Raw genomic sequence first — 22,331 nt, forward strand, 5'->3', positions numbered from 1 at the left:
TCTTCCTAGTAAGCTGGAAAGCATGAGGACGGTTAAACCGTCCCCATGTTCACCTGAAATTGTCACATTTATCTTAGGAAATTTGTTATATACTATAAAAGAGGAGGTGTGAACAATGAACGAAGCCAAAATGGAAAGTATGCTTGCCCAATTAATAAAAATGGTTGGCAGTCTTCAATCTGATATGCAGGAAATGAAAAAAGAACAGCAGGAAATGAAAAAAGAACAGCAAGAGATGAAAATAGAACAACTAGAAATGAAAATAGAACAGCAAGAGATGAAAAAAGATCTGCAGAAGCTGGAAACTAAAAGTGATCAGCGCCATAAAGAGATCTTAGAGCACTTTAAAATCCTTGAAAGAGACCAGGATTTTATATGGGAGAAAACCGCAAGAAATGAAAGAGATATTGGCAATATTAAAAGACAGCTCCTTTAAAATAAAAATTCAAAATGTAATTAAAAGATTAGTTACACACCAAAGTCTATATTTTCCCCTTTTTCTCTTCTTTGGTTATTGCTCTCTTGCTAAACACCCCACTAAAAATTTCAAACATAAGGTAAAGCACTGTAGATGCCAGCATCTAGAGTGTTTTTCTTTGTTTAAAAAATATTTAAAATGACTGCCGGAAGAGAGCCATGCCCCTAGTTCTCGGAGTTACTCCTGAATTTTCTTTGCAAAGCCTTGCTCCGAATTTTATAACATTTAAGGGGAACGTATATATAGTGGGTTGCGTATTCGTATGTTACATTATATTTATAGATTTACAGCAAATGTGGAAATTAGACTCAGCAGATATGCTCTTTATTAAATTTTGCTAAGACAATGCCATAGTGAATGCAGCTTTTATGAAATATGGGAGGAACAAAGATGTCTGCTATAAGGTCATTAAATCTCGATGGAGAAGAAATATATGTGTTTAACAGTGCCATCTATATTTTTGAATCGTCATCCGGAAATACGCTGGAAGTAGACATGATTGTTAGCGAAGTTACTCTAAGAAAATATCAGGACAGGGACAGTCTGATCACAGAAGTTGAATTGGAGGACGGCAGGCAGATAAGCTCCTTTATGTTTCTAAAGGCTGTGCCAGGGAAGCTGCCCCGGCTGAGCTTATTTTGCGAAATAGATCCAGAAGAGTCATATGAAGGGGTCTTAAGAATTAGAGAGGATGCTCCGGATTTTCCCGATATTGAAGCTGGCATTACCCTGGAAGATATCCGAAAAGTAGAGATGCCGAATGAAAAAATCACACTTAAATTAAACCTGCCCATTAACCAGGTGGAATGGCTGAAGGAGCAGAAAAATAAGGAATTGAATGAGGTTTTTAGACAGCTGTTGAAGGAATATATGGAAAAAGCGGAATAATTCAATCCAGGTTTCTGTATGGGACACGGAACAGCGTCTGCTTAAAAGCAGGCTTTTGGCGGTTTGGTGAATTTGCAAATAGAATTATTGAATCTGCAAATAAACAATTAAATTTGCAAATAGGGGCCGGAAACCTGCAAATAGAGTAATTGAAATTGCAAATAGCCACTGGAAACCTGCAAATAAACAATGCGGTTGCAAATAGAAGCCGGAAACTTGCAAATAGATTAATCATATTTACAAATAGACTATGAAATATCGCAAATTGATCCCTATATAAAAGGAAAACCGAACTGCCACTCAGCTCGGTTTTGTTATTTCTAATTGTGGGACAAGGAACCTGTCCCCATGTCCCGGGGTTAATTTATCGTCCCGCGGTCCACCTGTTCATACAGTATCCCCATATTACCCTTCACTTTTTTCGAAACCTCGCACAATGCCTCAATCGATTCAGCTTTATGATGTCCCAACTGATACACCACATCATCAAACAGCATTTCCATTTCTCTTAAAATAGCAATGGATGCAAGGTTATAGAGGTGGACATTATAGTAACCGCTGTTATTGAATATGGCTGTCTCGACATAAGGCCTGAAATTCTCCAATAGAGTAGGGTACTCCGCCATTAATCGGTCTAATCCTTTTCGGATGCCTTCAATCGTGCCGGCAAATTCGTCCAAAGGCGCCAGCGCGTTGTTGACGCTGTTTCGGATTTTATCGTCAAAGTCCGAAAACAGGCCGAATAACTTGCCGGGGATGGTGTAGTCCAAGGCGAATTTGGTTGCGCCTTTGATAGTGCTCGACAGGAGTTCAAGTGCATTTTCAATGTTCAGGGTAATCACCCAGCCCTTATGCAATATAGGCATGAGAAGTGCCTGGGTTGATGCAGTGAAAGCAGAATAAGACGTATCCATCTGGAATTCCTTAATCTTCATCCTAAGCTCCATATAAGGGGAATCTTCCAGCTTATACGTGTTCGTTCCCTGAACGGATATAGAATTAGAATGGGTGGATTTGCTTCTAATCGACTGTCCCAGGGAAAAGTCCCGGTCATGAAAATTAGCAGCAGTATCCTGAACTTGTTTCTGGTATTCACTAATATGAGAAAGCAGTCTATCCCTGTTATTGTTCACGATCCCATAATGGGCTTTTAACTCACTGACTACAGCATCATACCAGAGTTCTTTTCCGCCCTCAAAAAGCTCCGGAATTTTGTTGGAGATGATCCGGATAAGGCTTTTGGAAAGATCCTGAACATCTGCTTTCAAATCATACAAAAAACCGCGGATTTCGTTAAAGATGCCTTCCACACTGACGTTCGTGCGGAAAATATGTTCAAGCAGCTCAGCAGGCGGGGAATTCAGTATATAGTTCAGTGATTTAGCATGACTTTCCGCCACATTTAACAAAGAAACCAAATGATCAATTTCGGCCGTTAATCGATTGCTGATCGAAGTAATCCCCATAAACAGCGGCTCGCTGATCAGATTTTCAAACATATCCTCGAAAATCTTTTGCAGGCGGCTGAGCCGTTCATAATAACGGCTGGCTTCATCGTCTACTATGGCAACCGAATTGCCGAGGTACTCATGAGCAAGATTCAATCTTTCCATCACATGGTTTTGCAGGGAGGAGGCCAGAAGATCCAGGTTCTCCTTGTTAATCTCGATGCGGTCGGAGTGCCCGCCATACAGCGGTACTCCTGTCCAGATGCTGGATACGATATGGGCATCTGCATCTACATAGATTTTGCCGTAGCCTGGCTTGCCGACTTCTCCGATAACATAATATTGGCGGCCATCTTCTTCTCTCAGATAACCTGTGTGGTTTGTACCAATCTTTGATAATCCCGGAATCCCATTAAAGATCTCATACTGTTTGCCTGGAATCCTGCCATGCAGATCCAATGCAATCAAAGTCTGAGTGAGCACATCGTAGCTGCTGAAGTAGTTTGTGATGTTGTCATACGTTTTATCAGGGTCCATCATTCCATCAGGAAGGAGGGCAGGGTTAAGTGTAACGGCTTTAACCTCTGGATTTTCAATGGCGACAGCACCGACCAGACCGCCTCCAAGTGAATTTCCTGCAATCGATTGGACGCCGCCAACCTCTTTATATTCATTGTTCATTTCGTAATAGTAGTTTCTGGCTGCTGCCAGCTGAGCTGGAGTCAGGTCACTTAAAAGCTGTGCATCTGTTAGAATATCCATTTTTCCATATTTACCGCTTGCATCCGTTCCTACATAGATGATGGATATTTCTTCTGTATCCATATTCATAATTGTCATTGCATCAAGCCCTGTTGGATCTTTATAGTTTTCGTGGCGAACCTGATAATCTATTCCATTTACTGTTAGAATATCCCCCCTTTGGGGATAGGTATAGGCATGGTAGCCAGCTAGCTCAACCAAATCTTTATCATTGTTTATGGATATATTCTTATTTGGTGAACCATTAAGTGTATTCATTTATTCACCTGCTTTATTCTTTGATAATATCTTTCAGTAAGTCCAGTGAATTATCTCCCATTCCGCTGGAGCTTTGCTTATCAATAAAATTATCATTTAAGACAAAACTATAAGAACCTCTAGGAATTGAAGTCATTTCTTCAAGGTCTTTTATGATTTTATCAAATAACTTTTTATCTGGATTTGCATTTTTATCTGCCATAAATAATTGAATATTAATGAAAAGGTATTTGGCCGAGAATGAATTTTCTTCAAAAGCCTTCCTGAGGTTTTCCGTACTTTCATCAGGATTTTTCATGAAAAGGTCATATACAGGTTGGATAGCTGCCTCTTTGCTTCTCATTGAAATAAAATAATAAGGAGTTGAGAAACCATGTCCACCAACATTTTGAATGGATTCCTTCGTTCTGCCAGTTATTTTACCTTCTGCTGCAAGTGAATCAAAGTAGTTATCGAGTTGATTGAATTCTTCTTTGAAGATCATGTTATACAAACCGCCTTTAATGGCATTCTTCACCTGGAATTCGTCCGCCCATATCTTTTCCGTCATTACTTTCTTTTCCAGTTCATCTATTGGTACTACAGCATAGGTATAGAAATGCGGTTCACCTTTTGATTCTACAAACACAGTGGCTCCATCCTTAGCACCCACCACATTATGCACTGTTACGTCTGTCTTATAATTTTCTTTGAAGAAGCTGATGGCAGCTTCCTCGATCTGAGCAAGATTTTTTTCAGCAATTTCATCTGTCACTCTTCCGTATGGTAAGGCATAGCCTTCACCTGTATAATCCTGAACGCTAATCTTAGTTTCTTCAGAAGGGGCAGCCTGTGTTTCTTTCGTTTTTTCAGTGTCTTGATTGTTATTCGTACTATTCATACCAGAACATCCTCCAAGCATTAATGATATTCCAACACTGCAGAGTAAGATTTTTGTTTTATTGTGCATTATTTACATGTCCTCCCTAAAGGAATGTGCTTTCAAAGTTATATCCCCTATTTTAGCGGATAGAGTTATAATTTTACAGTTTAAACGTGGAAAATTACACTTTTTAGGTAAAAATAGGGAGAAAGTCAGGTTGGTGTAAGTGAGAAAATAGATAAATAGTTGCAGTCCCATGCCCGCTATAGATAATGGGGGAGCCTGGAGAATATTGACCTGCTTTATTCCTTAATTATGTAATCCGGGAATCCACGTTTTAAAGAATTATCTTTCGCACCTTCTGCACTCTGCTTATCAATGAAATTATCATTGAGAGAGAAGCTGTAAGTGCCTTTGGGTATTGAGTTCAGATCTTCCAGCTCTGCCGTAACATGATTAAAAATTTCTTCACTTGGTTTTGCCTGCTTGTCAGCCATGAATAACTGAATGTTAATTTTGATGTTTTCAGGATTAAATGATTCCTCATCATAGACCTTCCTTAAATTCTCTGTATTTTCATCAGGGTGATTTATATAAAGGTCATAAACTGGTTTAATAGCCTCTTCTTTACTTGTTAACGCAATAAAATAATAAGGAGTCATATATCCATGCCCGCCCACATTCTGGAGGGCTTCCTTTGTTTTTCCGGTCACTTGGCCATCTGCTACCAGAGCCTCAAGATAGTCATCCAGCCGCTTAAACTCTTCACTAAAAATCATATGATATAATCCGCCTTTAATGGCATTCTCCACCTGGAATTCATCGGCCCAAATCTGATCTGTCATCACTTTCTTTTCTTTTACATCAATCGGGACAACAGCATACGTGTAGAAATGCGGTTCGCCCTTGGATTCTACAAACACTGTAGCCCCGTCCTTGGCCCCAACCACATTATGGACTGTTACATCTGTCTTGTATGTCTCCTTAAAATACTTGATTGTGGCATCGTTTATCCCATCAAGATTTTCATTCGCAATTTTATCTGTCACTTTTCCGAAGGGCAGCCCATAGCCTTCACCAGTATAATCTTGAACGCTAATTAGAGAATTATCGGAAGGGGCAGCCTGTGTTTCTTTTGCTTGCTCATTTTTCTGGTCGTTATTTGAGTTCATCATATTGGAGCATCCTCCAAGCATGAAAGTGATTCCCATACTGCAGAGTAGAATTTTTGTTTTCTTGTACATGGGACAGTCCTCCCTAATGACATTAAAATAATACATTTACAAATATAACAGGGGAGTGGAAGAGAATTTTCTTACTCCTTCACAATAGAGTCAGGGTAATCTCTTTCTAATGAATTTTCTTTAAATCCCTCAGAAGTTTCCCGATGGATTAGGTTATCATTAAGGACTATCCCATAAGAGCCTCTTGGAATACCTTTCATTTCCTCCAGATCTTTTACAACTTGATTGAAGATCTTTTCACTTGGCTTAGCTTCCTTATCTTTCATAAATAGCTGAATCCCGATTGTTAAATTTTCTGCTGAAAATTTACTTTCATTGAATACGGCTTTTAATTTTTCAGCACTTTCCTTTGGATTACTAAGATATAAGTTATATACAGGAATAATTGACTCATCGTTCTTGGATGTTGATATTAGGTAGTAAGGTGTCATAAAGCCAAACCCGCCAACATTTTGAAGGGCTTCTTTTGTTTTTCCTGTAATTTCGCCTTCAGCAGCGAGAGAATCGAAATACTGATCAAGCTGCTGGAACTTTTCATTGAAAATCATATGATAGAGTCCGCCTTTGATGGCATTCTGTACCTGATAATCATCAGCCCAAATTTTTTCTAGATTTACTTTATTTTCTTTTTCAATTATCGGTACTACAGCATAAGTATAGAAATGCGGTTCTCCAACAGATTCAACAAATACAGTTGCACCGTCCTTGCCACCAACCACATTATGGACCTTGACTTCGGTTTTATAGTGTTCTTTGAAAAACTTTTTAACATCTACTTCAATCTGATTTCTGTTTGCTTCAGCGATCCTATCTATTTCTTTTCCATTGGCAAGAAAATAACCTTCGCCAGTATAATCCTGTACACTTATAAAGTATCACCAGAAGGCGAGGCTTTTATTTCTTTTGCATTTCCACTGTCATGGCTGGTGCTAATACCAGAACATCCTCCAAGCAGGAGGGTTATGCCAGCACTAAAGAGTATCATTTTTGTTTTTCTGTGCATTAGTTACATATCCTCCTAAAGCTTTAAACTAATATTATTCTTTTATAATATCATTCACTAAATCGAGTGAATGATCTCCCATACCGCTGGAGCTCTGCTTATCAATAAAATGATCATTAAGGACAAAGCTATACGAACCTCTTGGAATTGAGTTCATTTCTTCAAGGTTTTTTATAATACGGTCATATAATTTTTTATCCGGCTTGGCGTTAGGATCGGCCATAAATAATTGGATATTAATGAAAAGGGCTTCGGCCGAGAATGCATTGTCTTTAAAGGCCTTCCTGAGGTTATCTGTACTTTCATCAGGACTTTTCATAAAAAGGTCGTATACAGGCTGGATAGCTGTCTCATCGGCTAGCGATATAAAATAATAAGGGGTTGAGAAGCCATGACCACCAACATTTTGAATGGATTCCACAGTTCTTCCAGTTATTTGACCTTCTGCTGCAAGTGAATCAAAGTAGTTATCGAGTTGTTTGAATTCCTCTTTGAAGATCATGCTATACAACCCGCCTTTAATGGCATTCTCCACCTGGAATTCGTCCGCCCATATCTTTTCCGTCCATACTTTCTTTGCCAGTTCATCTATTGGCACTACAGCATAGGTGTAAAAATGTGGTTCACCCTTTGACTCTACAAACACAGTGGCCCCATCCTTAGCACCAACTACATTATGCACAGTTACATCTGTCTTATATTTCTCTTTGAAAAACTTGATTGTGGCATCCCTTATCCCATCAAGGTTCTTTTCAGCAATTTCATCTGTCACTCTTCCATATGGCAGTGCATAGCCTTCACCAGTATAATCCTGAACGCTAATCTGGGAAGATTGTGTTTCTATTTTACTTTCCTGACCAAAACACCCTCCAAGCAGGAGTGGTATGCTAACACTGAAGAGTAAGATTCCTAGGTTATTTTGCATTCGTTCATAATCTCCCTTAAGGCTTACTTGAAGTCTATCTTATTTTAGCGGATAGAGTTATAATTTTACAGTTTATTTTGTGTAATATTACTCCTTTTGGTGAAGAATAGATAAATAGTCAGAGAGAGGTTTGGGGATTTAGATACATAAACGGGAAATCCGGTAGTTAAAATCAGAACCTGGGTTTTTGACACAAAAAGCAAAAATTCGTGGGTTAGTGTCAGAACCTGGGTCAGCTTCTGACACAAAAAGTTAAAATTCGTGGGTTAGCGTCAGAACTAGGGTCAGCTTCTGACACAAAAAGCAAAAATTCGTGGGTTAGTGTCAGAACTTGGGTTAACTTCTGACACAAAAAGCAAAAATCCAGTAGTTAGAGTCCGAACCGGGCAGTTATATTAAATAATATTAATTAAGTAAGAAGGAGGGGGTGGAGTGAGATAAAATTAATCAAACATTTGATTGAATTTGAATAGAAGACAGTGCCCTCGAAAAATAGGAAACTGAGCTGCCGCTCAGCTCAGTTTATAAGTTCCAATTAGAAACCTGTCTGGAAATCTTCCAATCGTTAATCCTTTATAATATAGTCAGGGAAGGACTGTTCCAGAGAGTTATCCTTAGTCCCATCCGCACTCTTTTTATCAATGAAATTATCATTAAGGAAAACACTGTAAGAACCTTTAGGAATTGAAGTCATCTCTTCAAGGTCTTTCACGATTCTATTAAATATTTCTTTGTTTGGTTCTGATTCTTCGTCAGACATGAAATATTGTATATTAATAAAGAAATTCTCAGGATTAAATTGTGTATTATCATAAGCATTCCGTAAGTTTTTTACACTTTCATCAGGATTATTTATAAAAAGGTCATAGACTGGCTTTATAGCCAACTCTTCATCTGTCATGGAAATAAAATAATATGGTGCCATAAAACCTTGTCCGCCAGCATTTTGGAGGGATTCTTTTGTTTTACCTGTTACTTGCCCGTCAGCCGCAACTGATTCTAGGTAGTTATCGAGCTTCTTGAACTCTTCATTAAAAATCATGTGATACAATCCGCCTTTAATGGCATTCTCCACCTGGAATTCATCCGCCCATATCTTTTCTGTCATCACTTTCTTTGCCAGTTCATCTATTGGCACTACAGCATACGTGTAGAAATGCGGTTCACCTTTGGATTCTACAAACACTGTAGCCCCGTCCTTGGCCCCAACCACATTATGGACTGTTACATCTGTCTTGTATGTCTCTTTAAAAAACTTTATCGCAGCATTCTTTATCTCATCAAGGTTTTCATCAGCAATTTTATCCGTCACTTTTCCGTAGGGAAGTGCATAGCCTTCACCCGTATAATCCTGAACGCTAATAAGAGAACCTTCAGAAGGGGCAGCCTGTGTTTCTTTTGTTTGCTCATTTTTCTGGTTGTTATTCGCGTTGATCATGCCGGAGCATCCTCCAAGCATGAATGAAATTCCTGCACTGCAGAGTAAAATGGTTATTTTCTTTTGCACTAGTCACATATCCTCCTAAACATCAAATAAACAGCAGCATCATGGGCTCCCTGCTTGCTGGGCCTGCAATTATTTAATCTTTAATAATATAATCCGGAAAGCCTCTCCGGAGCGAGTTCTCTTTAATTCCTTTGGCGGTTTCTCTATGAATTAGGTTGTCATTAAGGTAAAAGCCGTAAGAACCTTTCGGAATATTACTCATTTCCTCAAGTTCCTTTGTTATCCGGTCAAACAGTTCTTCATCTGGTTCTGCTTTATTATCCTTCATAAACAATTGAATGCTGATCGTTAAATTGTCAGCTGAAAATTTACTTGCATCATAAGCGTTTCTTAAACTGTTGATGCTTTCGTTATGATTTTTAAGGTATAGGTCATAAACAGGGTTAATGGCTTCCTCATTTTTAGATACGATGACAAAGTAATAGGGAGTCATATATCCATTACCTCCTGTTTTTTGCAGTGCTTCTTTTGTTTTTCCTGTCACTTGTCCTTCTGCTGTAAGTGATTCCAGGTAATGATCAAGCACCTGGAATTCTTCGCTAAAAATCATTTGATAGAGACCGCCTTTAATGGCATTTTGCACTTCATTCTCATCTGCCCATATCTGATCTGCCAATACTTTCTTTTTCTTTCCTTCAATCGGGACAACGGCATATGTATAAAAATGGGGTTCTCCTGCAGATTCGAGAAAAACTGTCACGCTATCCCGTCCGCCTGCAAGGTTATGTACGTTTACTTTTGTCTGATACTTTTCCTGAAAAAACTTTTGAGCGGCTTTCTTAATCTGGTCCCTATTTTGTTTAGCGATTTTATCGGTTTCCTTACCGTTAGAAAGGAAGTAACCTTCCCAGAATATTCCTGAACACTGATGAACGTATCTCTAGAGGCGGAGGATTCTTCTGCTTTTTTCCTTTCCGGATTGTTATCTGCAGTATTCGCACCGGAGCATCCTCCAAGCAAGACTAATATAGCAACACTGCAGAGTGAAATCTTTATTATCTTGTGCATTGGTTACATCTCCTCCTTAAAGGATTCGGCTGTTAAAAAAGATACCCTTATTCTAAAGGATAGAGTTATATTTTTACAGTTTAATCATGTAATTTTACACTTATTAGGTATATTAGCATGAGGGAGTTAGCAGAATAAAGCGTGATGATTATAAATAGTTTAGAATTTTATAAAAATGGTTGTAATCGTTTTCAGCATGTTGTATAGTCAAGTTAAAGAAAAACCGAAACGTTTTGGGAGTTGTCTGAGTGACTACAATTAAGGATATTGCAAAAAAGGCAGGAGTATCTGTTACGACTGTTTCAAGGGCGTTAAATGGATACTCCGATGTTAGTGAAATTACCCGAAAAAAGATAACTCAAGTTGCGAAGGATCTGAATTACAGCCCTAATTCGCTTGCCAGAAGTTTAGTAATGAAAAAGTCGCAAACTATTGGATTGCTGGTATCAGGTTTTACGAAGGAAAGCGTTAAGGATAATTTCATGGTAGAGGTTCTTGCGGGCGTTAATGAGTATGTTTCGGGATCCAATTATGATCTTATCTTATTTAATACCAATTCTTCCAAACAGCGGGAAAAGACGTATACTCAGCTGTGCCGTGAGCGAAGAGTGGATGGTGTTATTATTCAGGGAATCCGCACCGATGATCCTTATTTAAAGGAAGTGGTAGAAAGCGATATTCCTTGTGTATTAATTGATATTCCGCTTGAATCAGATCATGTCAGCCATGTCACTACAGATAATGTGCTGGGGGCGGAGAAAGCGGTAAAACATCTCACTCATCTCGGCCATGAAAAAATTGGAATGATTAATGGACATGAATTTGCTTTTGTCAGCCGTGAAAGATTGCAGGGGTATCAAAAAGCTCTCGATAAAGCAGGCCTTGCCTTCCATCCGGAATACATTGCCGATGGTGAATTTACAGAAGAAAAAGGGAAGGAAGCGGCTTTTCAAATGCTGCGCAATCATCCTGAAATCACGGCGTTATTTTGTGCAAGTGACTTAATGGCAATTGGAGCCATGTCCGCTGCGAAAGAGCTTAATCGTCAGGTTCCTGAGGAGCTATCCATAATAGGATACGATGATATTTTATTAGCCTCATATGTTAGTCCGAAGCTGACAACGATTGCACAGAATAAGTTCGGTCTGGGATATGAAGCAGCAAGATTACTGATTGGACTGCTTCAAAACGAGACAGACACACACCGTCTTGTTATGAAAACAGAGCTAATGGAACGAGAGAGTACAGCAGAAGTGAAAAAATAAATGTTGGCGGACCCGGGCTGGATAGACAGCAAGGATAGCCAGCTTTTACTTTAGTATTAATCCGAAACGTTTTGGTAATATTTTTTTACTAAAAAACCGAAACGTTTCGGAAAGCGAACAGCTATGAAAACCGGAAGTGCAGGAGGGGCAAAATGAACTACAGAGTGATAAAAGAGAACAATCTATTTCTATTAACAGATGAACAGGGGGATATCACTGCCAATCACAGCTACGGCTTAGGCTTATACAAGAACGATACTCGTTTCCTCAGTAAATTTAATGTACGAATCAACAATGAAAAGCCGATTCTTCTTCACTCCGATGGATCTGAAAACTATATGTCTTCCATTCTCTCAACAAATCCGCACCAGGAAAAGGATGGGGAATTAATTCTTTGGAGAGAATCCGTTGAGATTGAAAGAAAGCGATTTATCTATGATGACGTGTTATATGAAACGGTTACGGCGAAGAACTACTTTCCGAAACCGGTGACGTTTGATTTAAATGTAGAAGCCGATGCGGATTTTCATGATATGTTTATCGTCCGCGGTTTTCAGACAGGTGATGTAGGAAAAAGAACAGGTCAGACAGCTGATAAAAATGCTCTAACATTCCATTATGATGGTGCAGATGATATTAAAAGAGCAACGCGTATTCAATGGGATACTTCTCTTATCCCTAAAGAAGTAAAAGAAGACGGCAAAATTACATTTACTCTAACTCTTCGGCACCAGGAATCTAAATCTGTAACCTTTATGGTTATTCCGCTTGAAAATGCAGAAACGAGAACAGATCTTTTACCTGTAAATGAAGCTCTTCAAAAGCTCAAATCTTCATACCGGAGCTGGTCTTCAGAGCTGGCTTCAGTTGAAACAGATTATCTGCCGCTGCAAAGGCTTGTTGATCGGGGATTATCGGACTTGTGGGTGCTATTGACAGACATGGGCTACGGCAATTTCCCGGTGGCAGGACTGCCGTGGTTCGGCGTTCCGTTTGGCAGGGACAGTCTGATTGCGGCACTTCAGATGATTGCCTTCCAGCCGGATGTGGCCAAAGGAACTTTGTTTACAATGGCAAGTCAGCAAGGGACCAAAGTCGACCCGTGGAGAGATGAGCAGCCGGGGAAAATAATGCATGAAATCCGTTACGGGGAGCTTGCGAATACTAACCAGATTCCATTCACTCCTTACTATGGAACGATTGATGCGACACCGTTATTCCTTGTTCTATTAACAGAGTATGTGAAGTGGACCGGAGATTTGGAGACATTCCGGCAGCTCGAAGAAAACGTCAAGCGTGCGTTAGAGTGGATTGACCAGTATGGAGATCGGGATGGCGATTTGTTTGTGGAATACCATCAGGAATCAGCAAAGGGAATAGCGAATCAGGGCTGGAAAGATTCCGGAGATTCAATTGTTCATCGAAATGGTGATTATGCTGAAACACCAATAGCACTTTCCGAGGTACAGGGATATGTCTATCAGGCAAAGCAGGGGATTGCCTCCATTTATAACAGGCTTGGAAACGAAGAGGGTGCTGCAAAGCTGAAGGCAGAGGCTCAAAAACTTCAAGAAGCATTTGAAAACGAGTTCTGGATGACGGATCAGGAGTTTTATGCCATCGCTCTTGATGGCCGAAAAAGACAGGTTGGAACCATTACATCCAACCCGGGGCATGTTCTGTATTCGGAAATGCTCGCAGCAGACCGTGCACAGAAAGTAAGCAGCATGCTGACGAGCGGGAAAATGTTTTCAGGATTTGGGATTCGCACAATGGGTGAAGGAGAAGCAGGATATAATCCGATGAGCTACCATGATGGCAGTATCTGGCCACATGATAACAGCATGATTTTACTGGGAATGAGCAAGCTTGGTTTTTCTGCAGATGCTAAAAAAGTAATGACTGGCCTAATACAGGCTTCCCGGTATTTTGAGTACGATCGTCTCCCTGAACTGTTCTGCGGCTATGGTGCCGAAATCGGGAAGGCTGTTAAATACCCGGTTGCGTGTTCACCGCAGGCCTGGGCAGCGGGTACTCCGCTTGTATTGGTCCAATCACTGCTGGGCCTTTTCCCGGACAGCCTGAAAAAGGAAATTCAGCTGAGCCCGATGCTGCTTGATGAAATGAATACATTGACGGTTAGTAACATCAAAATTGGTGAAGGAACCCTTTCCGTTTCTGTCAGCAGACAGGGTGAAGAAATACAGACAGCCATTTTAGAAAATACAACAGGCTTTGAAATCGTCAAACATGTGAAGGTAACTCAATAATTTTTTAACATAAAAATTCAATGGAAATGAGAGGGGTTACGAAGGATGAAGAAGAAATGGTTGGCTGGTTTAGGTATGACGACAATGTTAATGGGGTCCCTGCTTGCCGGTTGCAGCGGCTCAGATGAAACAAACTCGGAAGGCTCTGGAGGATCTGAAGGAGAGAAGGTTGAAGTAACGCTTGCAGGATGGGGCGGCAACCCATCTGAGCAAAAGCTGCTGAAACAGACCATTGCCGACTTCGAAGAGAAATTTCCCGACATTGATGTTAAGCATGAAGTGATTTCAGAGCAGTATATGGATGTCCTAAAAACACGCTTGATTGGCGGAGAAGGTCCCGATGTGTTCTATTTGGATGCACTTGAAGCGCCGGCATTGATTGAAACGGGTGTCGTCGAGCCTTTAGACGAGTATGTTACAGAGGACTTTGATACTGAAGATTTTGAGAAGCCGATGCTTGAAGCATTTCAGGTGGATGGAAAGACATACGGCTTTCCAAAAGATTACTCTACTCTAGCTCTTTTTTATAATAAAAAAATGTTTGAAGAAGCAGGTGTAGAAGTCCCAAAAACATGGGATGAGCTGCGCGAAGTGTCCAAAGCCCTTACCAAGGAAGGTGTATACGGATTTGGTGTAGCACCTGAACTTGCCAGGTTATATCATATTGCCCAGGCTTCCGGCGGCGATGTGGTGAAGGATGATAAGGCGAATTTCGCTTCTCCGGAGGTAGTGGAAGCACTAAAGCCAATCGTTGATCAGCATCTTGAAGACAAAACTTCTGCCCAGGCATCAGAAGTTGGCGCAAACTGGGGCGGAGAAATGTTCGGCCAGCAGAAAGCGGCAATGGTCATTGAAGGGAATTGGGCGATTCCATTCTTAGAGGATACTTTCCCTGATGTGGAGTACGGAACTGCTGAACTTCCTGCTGTTAATGGCGAAAAAGGGACCATGGCTTATACGGTTGGTTATGTCATGAATTCAGCATCCGAGAAGAAGGAAGCTTCATGGAAGCTGATTTCCTACCTGACTGGCAAAGAGGGAATGGAAACATGGACTTCTAAAGGTTTCGCCCTTCCTACACGCAAATCAGTCGCGGAAAAATTAGGCTATAATGAAGATCCATTAAGAGGTGCACTAGTAGCAGGAGCTTCCTATGCCACTGTATGGCAGGAAGGTGCGAACCTCCCGATTATCATGAATAACTTTAATAACCAATTCATTGCTGCATTCCTTGGGGATCGTCCGCTATCTGACGCATTGAAGGAAGCACAGGAGCAAGCCAATAGTGAAATTCAATAAGGCAGATGTACCTGGCACATTTATGGTGTCAGGTACATTCATAATCTGATGCTGCAGTCTTTCTTTTGAGGTTTGAGTCGTACCGGCCATTAAGGAAAGTATTATCCAAACAGATAGAAGGTAGGAATACTCATGAACAAACGATCTTCTAAGAAAAAATTAAAAGATGCCGGGCAGGGGTATTTGTTTATGTCTCCAACACTATTAGTGTTAGCCCTATTTATCATTGGGCCTATTCTTTATGCTATTTTCCTTTCATTTAATAAAGTTCAGCTTCTTGGCGAAACGAGTTTTGAATTTGTGGCGTTTGAAAATTTCGCCAGAATTATGGAAGACAACAGAGCCCTTATCGCGTTAAAGAATACGGCGAAATATGTGCTGATTGTGGTGCCCTGCCAGACGGCTTTAGCTCTGATATTGGCAGCAACGTTAAATGCCGGTTTAAAGGGAGAAAAGTTCTTTCGCATTGTTTACTTTTTGCCGACGTTAACTTCCTCTGCCGTTTTAACGTTAATTTTCATGTGGATGTATAACAAAGAAGGGCTGATCAACAACCTTCTGGAAATGATCGGACTTCCCGGGTATAACTTTCTAGGCGATCCTGATATCGCATTAAATGCAATCATGCTGATGAATATTTGGGCGACGGCGCCATTTTTTATGGTGATTTATCTCGCAGCTCTTCAGGATATTCCCGATTCCTTATATGAAGCAGCAGAGCTTGATGGGGCCAATGCTCTTCAGAAATTCTTTTATGTAACGGTTCCGTTCCTGCGTCCGGTTACCTCTTTTGTTGTCATCATGGGGCTAATTGGAACATTCCAGCTGTTTGATCAATCGTATATCTTCTCCGGCGGATCCGGGGGACCAAACAATTCAACCCTGACAGTCGTTCTATTAATCTATCAATATGCATTCAAGTCACTCGGAACAATGGGATATGCGGCTGCACTGGCATTTGCACTGGCTATAATTATTTTAGTTGCAACACTGATCCAGCGTAAATTTTCGAAGGAAGAATCACTTTATTAAGGGGGAACGGACATGAATTCCAGGAAAAAATCATTCAGCAAGCGTCTTCTATACGTCATTCTTGTTCTATACGCTGTCACCACACTTGTTCCGTTCTTATGGGCCCTGTCATCCTCCTTTAAGACATTAGAAGAAATTATTAGCGGAACCATGAACTTTATTCCGAAAAACTTCACTTTGGCAAACTACCAGCAAATTTTTGTGGAACAGGAGCTGTTTCCCAGATGGCTATTAAATTCCCTTATCATCGCGGTAATCGGGACGCTGCTAAATATCATTTTTAACTCAATGGCAGGCTATGCCCTTGCAAGACTTGCGTTTCCCGGTAAAAAGACCTTGTTTATCATTATTCTCGCTGTGTTAATGATACCGGCGCAAGTGACCATGATTCCAAACTATTTAATCCTGAAAGAACTGGGCTGGCTGAACTCTTATCAGGGAATGATTGTACCTTCGATGGTCAATGCGACCTTCATCTTCATGATGAGACAATTTTTTATCAATTTTCCGAAAGAATTGGAGGAAGCTGCACAGCTTGATGGGCTCAGCCGCCTGGGAATCTTCTTCAAGGTAGTGCTGCCTCTTGCCAAACCGGCTCTGGCTGCCCAGGCAATCTTTGTCTTCATGGGTTTCTGGAATGACTTCATGAGACCGCTGATTGTTATGACAGATACAGAAATGTACACTCTCCCATTAGGGCTGAATACGTTTAAAGGCCAATTTGTCAGCTACTGGAACTATATTATGGCAGCGTCCATGGTCTTTACGCTTCCGGTCCTGCTGCTGTATGCATTCTTTAATCGCTACTTTATTAAAGGAATTTCGTTTACGGGCGGGAAGTAATGATGGAAGCAGGGACTCTCTCTCGAAGTGCTGAGGGCCTTGCAATATTGGTGAAAGAGCTAATGGCCTAGTCAGGTGATACAAGATTTAAATGTAAACCGCTGATTAATTATATCGGCGGTTCTTTCGTTCTTCCTTACAGCTCTTAATAAAAATCCTAATTTCCCGAAAATTCGACTTTTATATTAGTTAGTTAACGTGCAAATGTGATATAGTTAAATTAAATTAGTAACAGGTCATAATAGTTAGCTATATAATAGCGATGGAGGTCTACACTTGTTAACAAATCATCTCGATTTTCGTCTGGAGCCGAAGGTAAGGGAATTGTATGAGGAGCATAAAAAGCGTGCTGAAAAAATAGATTGGGGCTATCACGAATTTCTTCCATGGGATAAAGCACAGGATTTCCGGCGTGTACCATGGGATGAAAGCCAGGTGACGCTACCGGAGCCTGTCATTACCGCTGTGGAGACAGCTCTTTTGACAGAAGTCAATCTCCCATGGTTCACCTCTTATTTGGACCAGACATTTAAAGGGTCATTGAATGTTATTAAGGAATTTGTGCATACCTGGACTGCGGAAGAGGATCAGCACTCCAACCTACTTGAAACCTATCTGTTAATCACGCGGAATGTCCATCCGGGCAGGCTTCACCAGCTGCATAAGCAGACAGTCGAAAATGGCTGGAATCCCGATTTCCATACGCCATTTGAAACAATGGTTTATACCTCCATGCAGGAGCTGGCCACCATGGTGTTCTACTATAATGTGGCGAAGGTAGCGGGTCCTCATGATAAGGATTTGTCCACCCTGCTGAGGCGTTTGGCCAAGGATGAGACCCTGCATTATACTTTTTACAGAGACGTTATAAAACATCACCTGCAATTAGAACCTAACTATTGCTACTACCTCGCGAACGTCATCATGAACTTTAAAATGCCGGGTGCTGTCATGCCCGATTTTGAAAACCGCATGGCTATCATCGCAAAAGAAGCCAACTACGGCCCGCTCGAGTATTTTGATCAGGTTCTCGATGTCATTATTGACTATTGGGAAGTGGAAAAGCTGCGGCCAATCGCACCTGAAGCAGAGAAAGCAAGACTTGATATCCTAAACTATCATGCCCGCCTCAAAAAGGTCCGGGATCGATTTTATAGCAAGAAATAATTTATAGAACCGGCGCGTTGGCTGGTTCTATTTTTGTTGGAAAAGAACCGAATTGTGAATAGTGCAAATAGAATCTGGATTTCTGCAAATAGAATTGTGAACGCTGCAAATAGAATCTGAATTCTTGCAAATAGAATTGTGAACTTGCAAATAGGGTTTTTGATTCTGCAAATAGTAGCCCTAAACCTGCAAATAGCACACACCATTTTCCAATAAAAAACGTACCACTCCTAGTTTCGCAGCCCCCATAATCGGGAAATTACCTCAATAAAACCACTTGGAGGTAATCAGTATGCTTCAATTTATAGAATCCCGCTCACCCTCTACCATCGCTCTCGCATTCAATGGCAATGCAACAAAGGAAGATGCCGAAAAGCTGGATCAATACGTGAGAGAAAATTATAAAGATGATCAGAAATTCAATATCCTGGCCATCATGACGGATGTAGACGGAACAACTTTCCAGGGTGCCACGGAAGGAATGGAATTTGATATAAAAAGGTGGAAGCAGTTTAATAAATTCGCTGTTGTCAGTGACCAAGACTGGATTGGCACTGTTTCAAAGGTCACAAACTACTTACCAGGGATCACGGTTGAATACTTTGAAGGCCATCAGCTTGAGGAAGCCTGGTCGTGGATATTGAAATAGCCGTTTGATTGCAGGATATCGGGCAAGAGTAAAAGAACTGCTCGAAGCAGGGCTAAATGTAAGCTTCGGCCATGAAGACATCTTCGATCCATGGTATCCGCTTGGCACAGGCAATATGCTGCAAGTGCTCCATATGGGCATCCATGTGTCACAGCTGATGGGGCATGAGCAGATTGTAAGGGACAAGGGGACAGGTTCTTTGTCCCAACTAACATTGGGGACAGCTAACCTGTCCCCATGTCCTGAAAACAACCGCAGAGACACTTGCCATAAAAGGCAGGTGTCTCTTTTTTATATACATAGACCTATATATTTAAAAAAGAGTGAAAAAGGTCACAAAATTTCCTGTTTTCTGTCGATATAATAAAGGAGTATATAGGAGATGGGGAGATCAATGATGTTCGGAAAAGGAAAGTTGAAGCAGCTGGAAGATGAAAAGCGGGAACTGGAGGCAAAACTCCAGTTTGCTGAAGAAGAGTTTCAGCGCAAGGAAAATTTTTATCAGACACTGATTCAATCATTTAATGAGGATTTGACAACTACAGTAAGCCAGCATGAAATGGTCAATGGTCAGCATTATATGCTGGGGGACCTGGTTCTGAAAATAAAAGACGGTTTTGAAAATGTTAAAAAACATAGCGAAGCTACTTTTTCAAACAGCCTCACTCTATCGGATAAAGGGGAAAATCTGATTCAATCTGCAAAAGAGATGGTCAAAAGCTCGGAGGAAGGCCGCGGATCCGTCAGCAAGTCTGAGCAGCTGATTAAGCAGCTTGGAGAGCAGCTGGAAGTGAATTCACAGAAAATGGAGGCGCTGAGCAAACGGTCCAAAGAAATTGAGATGATTGTTCAGGTCATTAAAGATATTGCAGAGCAAACGAATCTTCTTGCATTGAATGCATCCATCGAAGCGGCCCGCGCAGGCGAGCAGGGTAAGGGATTTGCTGTTGTGGCAGATGAGGTCCGGAAACTGGCCGAAAGCACAGCGACAAGCACGGCGAATATCAGCTCCCTGACGAAAAATATTCAGGATGATATTGAAGCGACACTGAACTCAACAGTTGCAAGCACCGAATTAATTAAAAATGGCATGTCCCTAAGCGGCCAAACGACCAGCAAGATTGATTCGATCACGAACCTGATCCATACAGTTGAATCCGAAGTGGGTGAAGTGATAGAAATGATCAACATTCAGAAGGGGTATTCACAAGAGGTAGCTGGTGAGATTGCGGATACAAAGTCTGTTTTTGATCAAGTGAAGGAACTGATTCAGAGGCATATTGACGATGCCAGAGTTGTTGACGAGAAACTTGAAGGCGCCATCTCGCAGGTTAAGGCTGTAAATTACTAAAAGGGGTCACATGATGAAAAAGAAAAAACAGAAACAAAAAGGGTCGCTGTTTTCATTTACAATTAGAAAGAAATTATTACTTTCATTTATTATTATTCTATTAATTCCTTCTCTTTCAATCGGCTACATATCCTATCAGAAGGCACATGATGAGATAAAGAACCAGATTGAGATGAGTGCAAATGAGAATGTTAAAATTCTTGATCAATTTATTATGAACTTTATTAAACCTAAGATGGAGGATACAAATTATTTTTCCAAGCGGATCAAAAAAGGTTTCTATACAGAGGAAGAATTAGATAAAACAACAAATGCTTTTAGCCAGTATAAAGAGCTCCATCCGGAGGCAGTCGCTATTTATGCAGGCTCTGAAAATGGCGATTTAGTTATCTACCCGCGTGCAGATCTGCCGGCTGACTTTGATGCCACCACCCGCCCCTGGTATAAGGGAGCCATGGAGGCCAAGGGAAAAGCCTTCATCACAGAGCCATATGTTGACGCTGTCAGCGGAAACATCTTAATTACTGTAGCACAAAAGCTAGGCGACAGCTCAGGTGTTATTGGAATTGACTTAAGTCTCTCTGCTCTTGGTGAGCTATCCAATAATATTAAAATTGGAAAAGAGGGCTATCCTGCCATTTTAAGTGCGGAGGGAAGCTTTTTAGTACACCCTCAGGAGAAGCCGGGCACACAGGCAGAAGGCAGCTGGCTGCCGGAAGTCCTGGAAAAGGACAAAGGTCAAGTGGTATATACGCTTGATGGAGTGAAAAAAGAGATGCACTACACCACCAATGGACTGACAGGCATGAAGGTTCTTGGCACAATGAACCTGGGCGAAGTAACGGCATCTGTTCAGCCTATCCTGGTGTCGACAATCATATTTATAGCCATCTTCGTCCTTGTAGGTGCACTTGTTTCTTATATTATTGTCCGTTCGATAACACGCCCGCTCAATCAGCTCATCGCGGCAACCGATAAAGTCAGCGAAGGGGATCTGACCCAGAAGTTTGAGGTGAAAAATAACGATGAGATCAGCAAGCTGGGCATCAGCTTCAATAAGATGGTCGCCTCGCTGCAGCAGCTGATCAACCAGGTGAGCGAAAAAGCGGTCCACCTGGCATCCTCATCAGAACAGCTGACAGCAAGCTCAGAGCAGAACAACATGGCAACAGAGCAGGTGGCCAACTCCATCCAGGAAGTAGCTTCTGCAACTGAGCAGCAGACAGAAAAAGTGAAAGAAAGCACCACTGTCGTCACAGAAATGTCGGGCCGCATTCAGCAAATTATGCGTAACACAAATGTCGTGGCCAAAACGGCCAATGAGACAAATGAAGTCGTGGTAAAAGGAAATGAAGCCATCGACCTTTCAACAAACCAGATGAAAAATATTAATGTAACAGTCTCAGAACTGGGTTCCATTGTTCATACATTAGGGAAGCGTTCGGAGGAAATTGGCCAGATTGTTAATGTGATCTCTGCCATTGCCGACCAGACGAACCTGCTCGCACTCAACGCAGCTATTGAAGCCGCAAGAGCAGGCGAGCACGGAAGAGGCTTCGCCGTTGTGGCTGATGAGGTCCGCAAGCTGGCAGAACAATCATCCAAATCAACCGAAAGCATCCGTGAACTGATCTCAACGATCCAGACGGATACAAGCAAAGCCATCTCTTCCATGGAAAAGGGAACAGCTGAAGTGGAAAAAGGAATCGACATGGTGAACAATGCCGGAGATGCCTTCAGCCACATCCAGCAATTTGCTGATACCGTTTCGGGCCAGATCGCAGAAGTCTCCTCATCCATCAGGGACATGGCCGAAGGAGCCGATCAGGTGGTAGAACTTGTCAGCGCCATCGAAGAAATTGCCGCTGTCACAACAGCCGAAAGCCAGGACGTATCCGCCGCTACAGAAGAGCAGCTGGCGTCCATGGAAGAAATCGCGGCATCTGCTGCCTCACTTTCGGGTATGGCGGAGGAGCTGTTGGATTCTATTAAGAGATTTAAAGTGGAATAAATAGGGAGGGCCCGCCAGGATTGGCGGGTCTATTTGTGTGTGCTGATTCTTTGGCGGGTGG

The 22,331-nt window shown here is 41.4% G+C and carries 20 protein-coding genes and 1 pseudogene; 12 read left to right on the forward strand and 9 right to left on the reverse strand.

Going from position 1 to position 22,331, the window contains the following annotated elements; translation table 11 throughout:
• Positions 1 to 115: 115 nt before the first annotated feature.
• Together LLY41_RS02435 and LLY41_RS02440 are read left to right on the forward strand one after the other, a co-directional pair.
• Positions 116 to 436 (forward strand): hypothetical protein, encoded by a 321-nt coding sequence (locus tag LLY41_RS02435; RefSeq protein WP_304586807.1) that lies wholly within the window; start codon positions 116 to 118, stop codon positions 434 to 436.
• A 432-nt stretch (positions 437 to 868) separates the two neighbouring features.
• Entirely contained in the window at positions 869 to 1,366 is a 498-nt protein-coding gene (locus LLY41_RS02440; protein ID WP_304586808.1) for a hypothetical protein, read from the forward strand.
• A 359-nt stretch (positions 1,367 to 1,725) separates the two neighbouring features.
• Here LLY41_RS02440 and LLY41_RS02445 read toward each other — a convergent pair whose 3' ends face one another.
• The 9 genes from LLY41_RS02445 to LLY41_RS02485 form a co-directional block, all read right to left on the reverse strand.
• Complete coding sequence (locus tag LLY41_RS02445) at positions 1,726 to 3,834, reverse strand: SA1320 family protein (protein WP_304586809.1); 2,109 nt, start codon at positions 3,832 to 3,834, stop codon at positions 1,726 to 1,728.
• A 13-nt stretch (positions 3,835 to 3,847) separates the two neighbouring features.
• Positions 3,848 to 4,783: a DUF1672 family protein gene (locus LLY41_RS02450; protein ID WP_304586810.1), complete on the reverse strand. Its 936-nt coding sequence runs from the start codon at positions 4,781 to 4,783 to the stop codon at positions 3,848 to 3,850.
• 215 nt (positions 4,784 to 4,998) lie between these two features.
• Positions 4,999 to 5,940 carry a DUF1672 family protein gene (locus tag LLY41_RS02455; RefSeq protein ID WP_304586811.1) on the reverse strand — a complete coding sequence of 314 codons (942 nt, stop codon included), beginning with the start codon at positions 5,938 to 5,940 and terminating at the stop codon, positions 4,999 to 5,001.
• A gap of 71 nt (positions 5,941 to 6,011) precedes the next feature.
• Positions 6,012 to 6,809: a DUF1672 family protein gene (locus LLY41_RS02460; protein ID WP_370460312.1), complete on the reverse strand. Its 798-nt coding sequence runs from the start codon at positions 6,807 to 6,809 to the stop codon at positions 6,012 to 6,014.
• Positions 6,806 to 6,943: a hypothetical protein gene (locus LLY41_RS02465; RefSeq protein WP_304586812.1), complete on the reverse strand. Its 138-nt coding sequence runs from the start codon at positions 6,941 to 6,943 to the stop codon at positions 6,806 to 6,808. The genes LLY41_RS02460 and LLY41_RS02465 overlap by 4 nt, the downstream gene beginning before the upstream one ends.
• A gap of 34 nt (positions 6,944 to 6,977) precedes the next feature.
• Positions 6,978 to 7,868 (reverse strand): DUF1672 family protein, encoded by an 891-nt coding sequence (locus LLY41_RS02470; RefSeq protein WP_304586813.1) that lies wholly within the window; start codon positions 7,866 to 7,868, stop codon positions 6,978 to 6,980.
• A gap of 565 nt (positions 7,869 to 8,433) precedes the next feature.
• The gene (locus LLY41_RS02475) at positions 8,434 to 9,375 is read right to left on the reverse strand and encodes a DUF1672 family protein (RefSeq protein WP_304586814.1); all 942 of its coding nucleotides are present in this window, start codon (positions 9,373 to 9,375) and stop codon (positions 8,434 to 8,436) included.
• Between the two features lie 73 nt (positions 9,376 to 9,448).
• A complete protein-coding gene (locus tag LLY41_RS02480) occupies positions 9,449 to 10,183 on the reverse strand; it encodes a DUF1672 family protein (RefSeq protein WP_304588002.1) in 735 nt (244 codons plus the stop codon).
• Complete coding sequence (locus tag LLY41_RS02485; RefSeq protein ID WP_304586815.1) at positions 10,108 to 10,383, reverse strand: hypothetical protein; 276 nt, start codon at positions 10,381 to 10,383, stop codon at positions 10,108 to 10,110. The genes LLY41_RS02480 and LLY41_RS02485 overlap by 76 nt, the downstream gene beginning before the upstream one ends.
• 248 nt (positions 10,384 to 10,631) lie before the next feature.
• On the opposite strand from LLY41_RS02485, the gene LLY41_RS02490 reads away from it, so the two are divergent.
• The 10 genes and pseudogenes from LLY41_RS02490 to LLY41_RS02535 all read left to right on the forward strand — a co-directional run bounded on the left by LLY41_RS02490 (position 10,632) and on the right by LLY41_RS02535 (position 22,270).
• Positions 10,632 to 11,648, forward strand: a complete 1,017-nt coding sequence (locus LLY41_RS02490) for a LacI family DNA-binding transcriptional regulator (RefSeq protein WP_304586816.1) — start codon at positions 10,632 to 10,634, stop codon at positions 11,646 to 11,648.
• A gap of 152 nt (positions 11,649 to 11,800) precedes the next feature.
• On the forward strand, positions 11,801 to 13,918 hold the full coding sequence (locus tag LLY41_RS02495; RefSeq protein WP_304586817.1) for an amylo-alpha-1,6-glucosidase: 2,118 nt from the start codon (positions 11,801 to 11,803) through the stop codon (positions 13,916 to 13,918).
• A 45-nt stretch (positions 13,919 to 13,963) separates the two neighbouring features.
• Entirely contained in the window at positions 13,964 to 15,217 is a 1,254-nt protein-coding gene (locus LLY41_RS02500; RefSeq protein WP_304586818.1) for an ABC transporter substrate-binding protein, read from the forward strand.
• Positions 15,218 to 15,349: 132 nt separating this feature from the next.
• Positions 15,350 to 16,249, forward strand: coding sequence for a carbohydrate ABC transporter permease (locus LLY41_RS02505; protein WP_095243306.1), 900 nt, complete (start codon positions 15,350 to 15,352; stop codon positions 16,247 to 16,249).
• A gap of 12 nt (positions 16,250 to 16,261) precedes the next feature.
• On the forward strand, positions 16,262 to 17,092 hold the full coding sequence (locus LLY41_RS02510) for a carbohydrate ABC transporter permease (RefSeq protein ID WP_095243307.1): 831 nt from the start codon (positions 16,262 to 16,264) through the stop codon (positions 17,090 to 17,092).
• A 276-nt stretch (positions 17,093 to 17,368) separates the two neighbouring features.
• On the forward strand, positions 17,369 to 18,259 hold the full coding sequence (locus tag LLY41_RS02515) for an acyl-ACP desaturase (RefSeq protein ID WP_095243308.1): 891 nt from the start codon (positions 17,369 to 17,371) through the stop codon (positions 18,257 to 18,259).
• A gap of 292 nt (positions 18,260 to 18,551) precedes the next feature.
• Positions 18,552 to 18,908 carry a SpoIIAA family protein gene (locus tag LLY41_RS02520; protein ID WP_304586819.1) on the forward strand — a complete coding sequence of 119 codons (357 nt, stop codon included), beginning with the start codon at positions 18,552 to 18,554 and terminating at the stop codon, positions 18,906 to 18,908.
• A gap of 25 nt (positions 18,909 to 18,933) precedes the next feature.
• Positions 18,934 to 19,086, forward strand: a pseudogene (locus LLY41_RS02525) (amidohydrolase family protein); the annotation flags it as partial.
• Positions 19,087 to 19,290: 204 nt separating this feature from the next.
• Positions 19,291 to 20,259 (forward strand): methyl-accepting chemotaxis protein, encoded by a 969-nt coding sequence (locus LLY41_RS02530; protein WP_304586820.1) that lies wholly within the window; start codon positions 19,291 to 19,293, stop codon positions 20,257 to 20,259.
• A 10-nt stretch (positions 20,260 to 20,269) separates the two neighbouring features.
• On the forward strand, positions 20,270 to 22,270 hold the full coding sequence (locus tag LLY41_RS02535) for a HAMP domain-containing methyl-accepting chemotaxis protein (RefSeq protein WP_304586821.1): 2,001 nt from the start codon (positions 20,270 to 20,272) through the stop codon (positions 22,268 to 22,270).
• Positions 22,271 to 22,331 lie beyond the last annotated feature (61 nt).

This window comes from Cytobacillus firmus, assembly GCF_023612095.1.
GTDB lineage: Bacteria > Bacillota > Bacilli > Bacillales > Cytobacillaceae > Cytobacillus.

Bases quoted from the DNA above. Each gene is read 5' to 3' on its own strand.
- LLY41_RS02520 (WP_304586819.1), top strand. From the start codon at position 18,552: ATGCTTCAATTTATAGAATCCCGCTCACCCTCTACCATCGCTCTCGCA.
- LLY41_RS02450 (WP_304586810.1), bottom strand. From the start codon at position 4,783: ATGCACAATAAAACAAAAATCTTACTCTGCAGTGTTGGAATATCATTA.
- LLY41_RS02495 (WP_304586817.1), top strand. From the start codon at position 11,801: ATGAACTACAGAGTGATAAAAGAGAACAATCTATTTCTATTAACAGAT.
- LLY41_RS02440 (WP_304586808.1), top strand. From the start codon at position 869: ATGTCTGCTATAAGGTCATTAAATCTCGATGGAGAAGAAATATATGTG.
- LLY41_RS02470 (WP_304586813.1), bottom strand. From the start codon at position 7,868: ATGCAAAATAACCTAGGAATCTTACTCTTCAGTGTTAGCATACCACTC.
- LLY41_RS02445 (WP_304586809.1), bottom strand. From the start codon at position 3,834: ATGAATACACTTAATGGTTCACCAAATAAGAATATATCCATAAACAAT.
- LLY41_RS02505 (WP_095243306.1), top strand. From the start codon at position 15,350: ATGAACAAACGATCTTCTAAGAAAAAATTAAAAGATGCCGGGCAGGGG.
- LLY41_RS02500 (WP_304586818.1), top strand. From the start codon at position 13,964: ATGAAGAAGAAATGGTTGGCTGGTTTAGGTATGACGACAATGTTAATG.
- LLY41_RS02455 (WP_304586811.1), bottom strand. From the start codon at position 5,940: ATGTACAAGAAAACAAAAATTCTACTCTGCAGTATGGGAATCACTTTC.
- LLY41_RS02530 (WP_304586820.1), top strand. From the start codon at position 19,291: ATGGGGAGATCAATGATGTTCGGAAAAGGAAAGTTGAAGCAGCTGGAA.
- LLY41_RS02510 (WP_095243307.1), top strand. From the start codon at position 16,262: ATGAATTCCAGGAAAAAATCATTCAGCAAGCGTCTTCTATACGTCATT.
- LLY41_RS02485 (WP_304586815.1), bottom strand. From the start codon at position 10,383: ATGCACAAGATAATAAAGATTTCACTCTGCAGTGTTGCTATATTAGTC.
- LLY41_RS02465 (WP_304586812.1), bottom strand. From the start codon at position 6,943: ATGCACAGAAAAACAAAAATGATACTCTTTAGTGCTGGCATAACCCTC.
- LLY41_RS02435 (WP_304586807.1), top strand. From the start codon at position 116: ATGAACGAAGCCAAAATGGAAAGTATGCTTGCCCAATTAATAAAAATG.
- LLY41_RS02535 (WP_304586821.1), top strand. From the start codon at position 20,270: ATGATGAAAAAGAAAAAACAGAAACAAAAAGGGTCGCTGTTTTCATTT.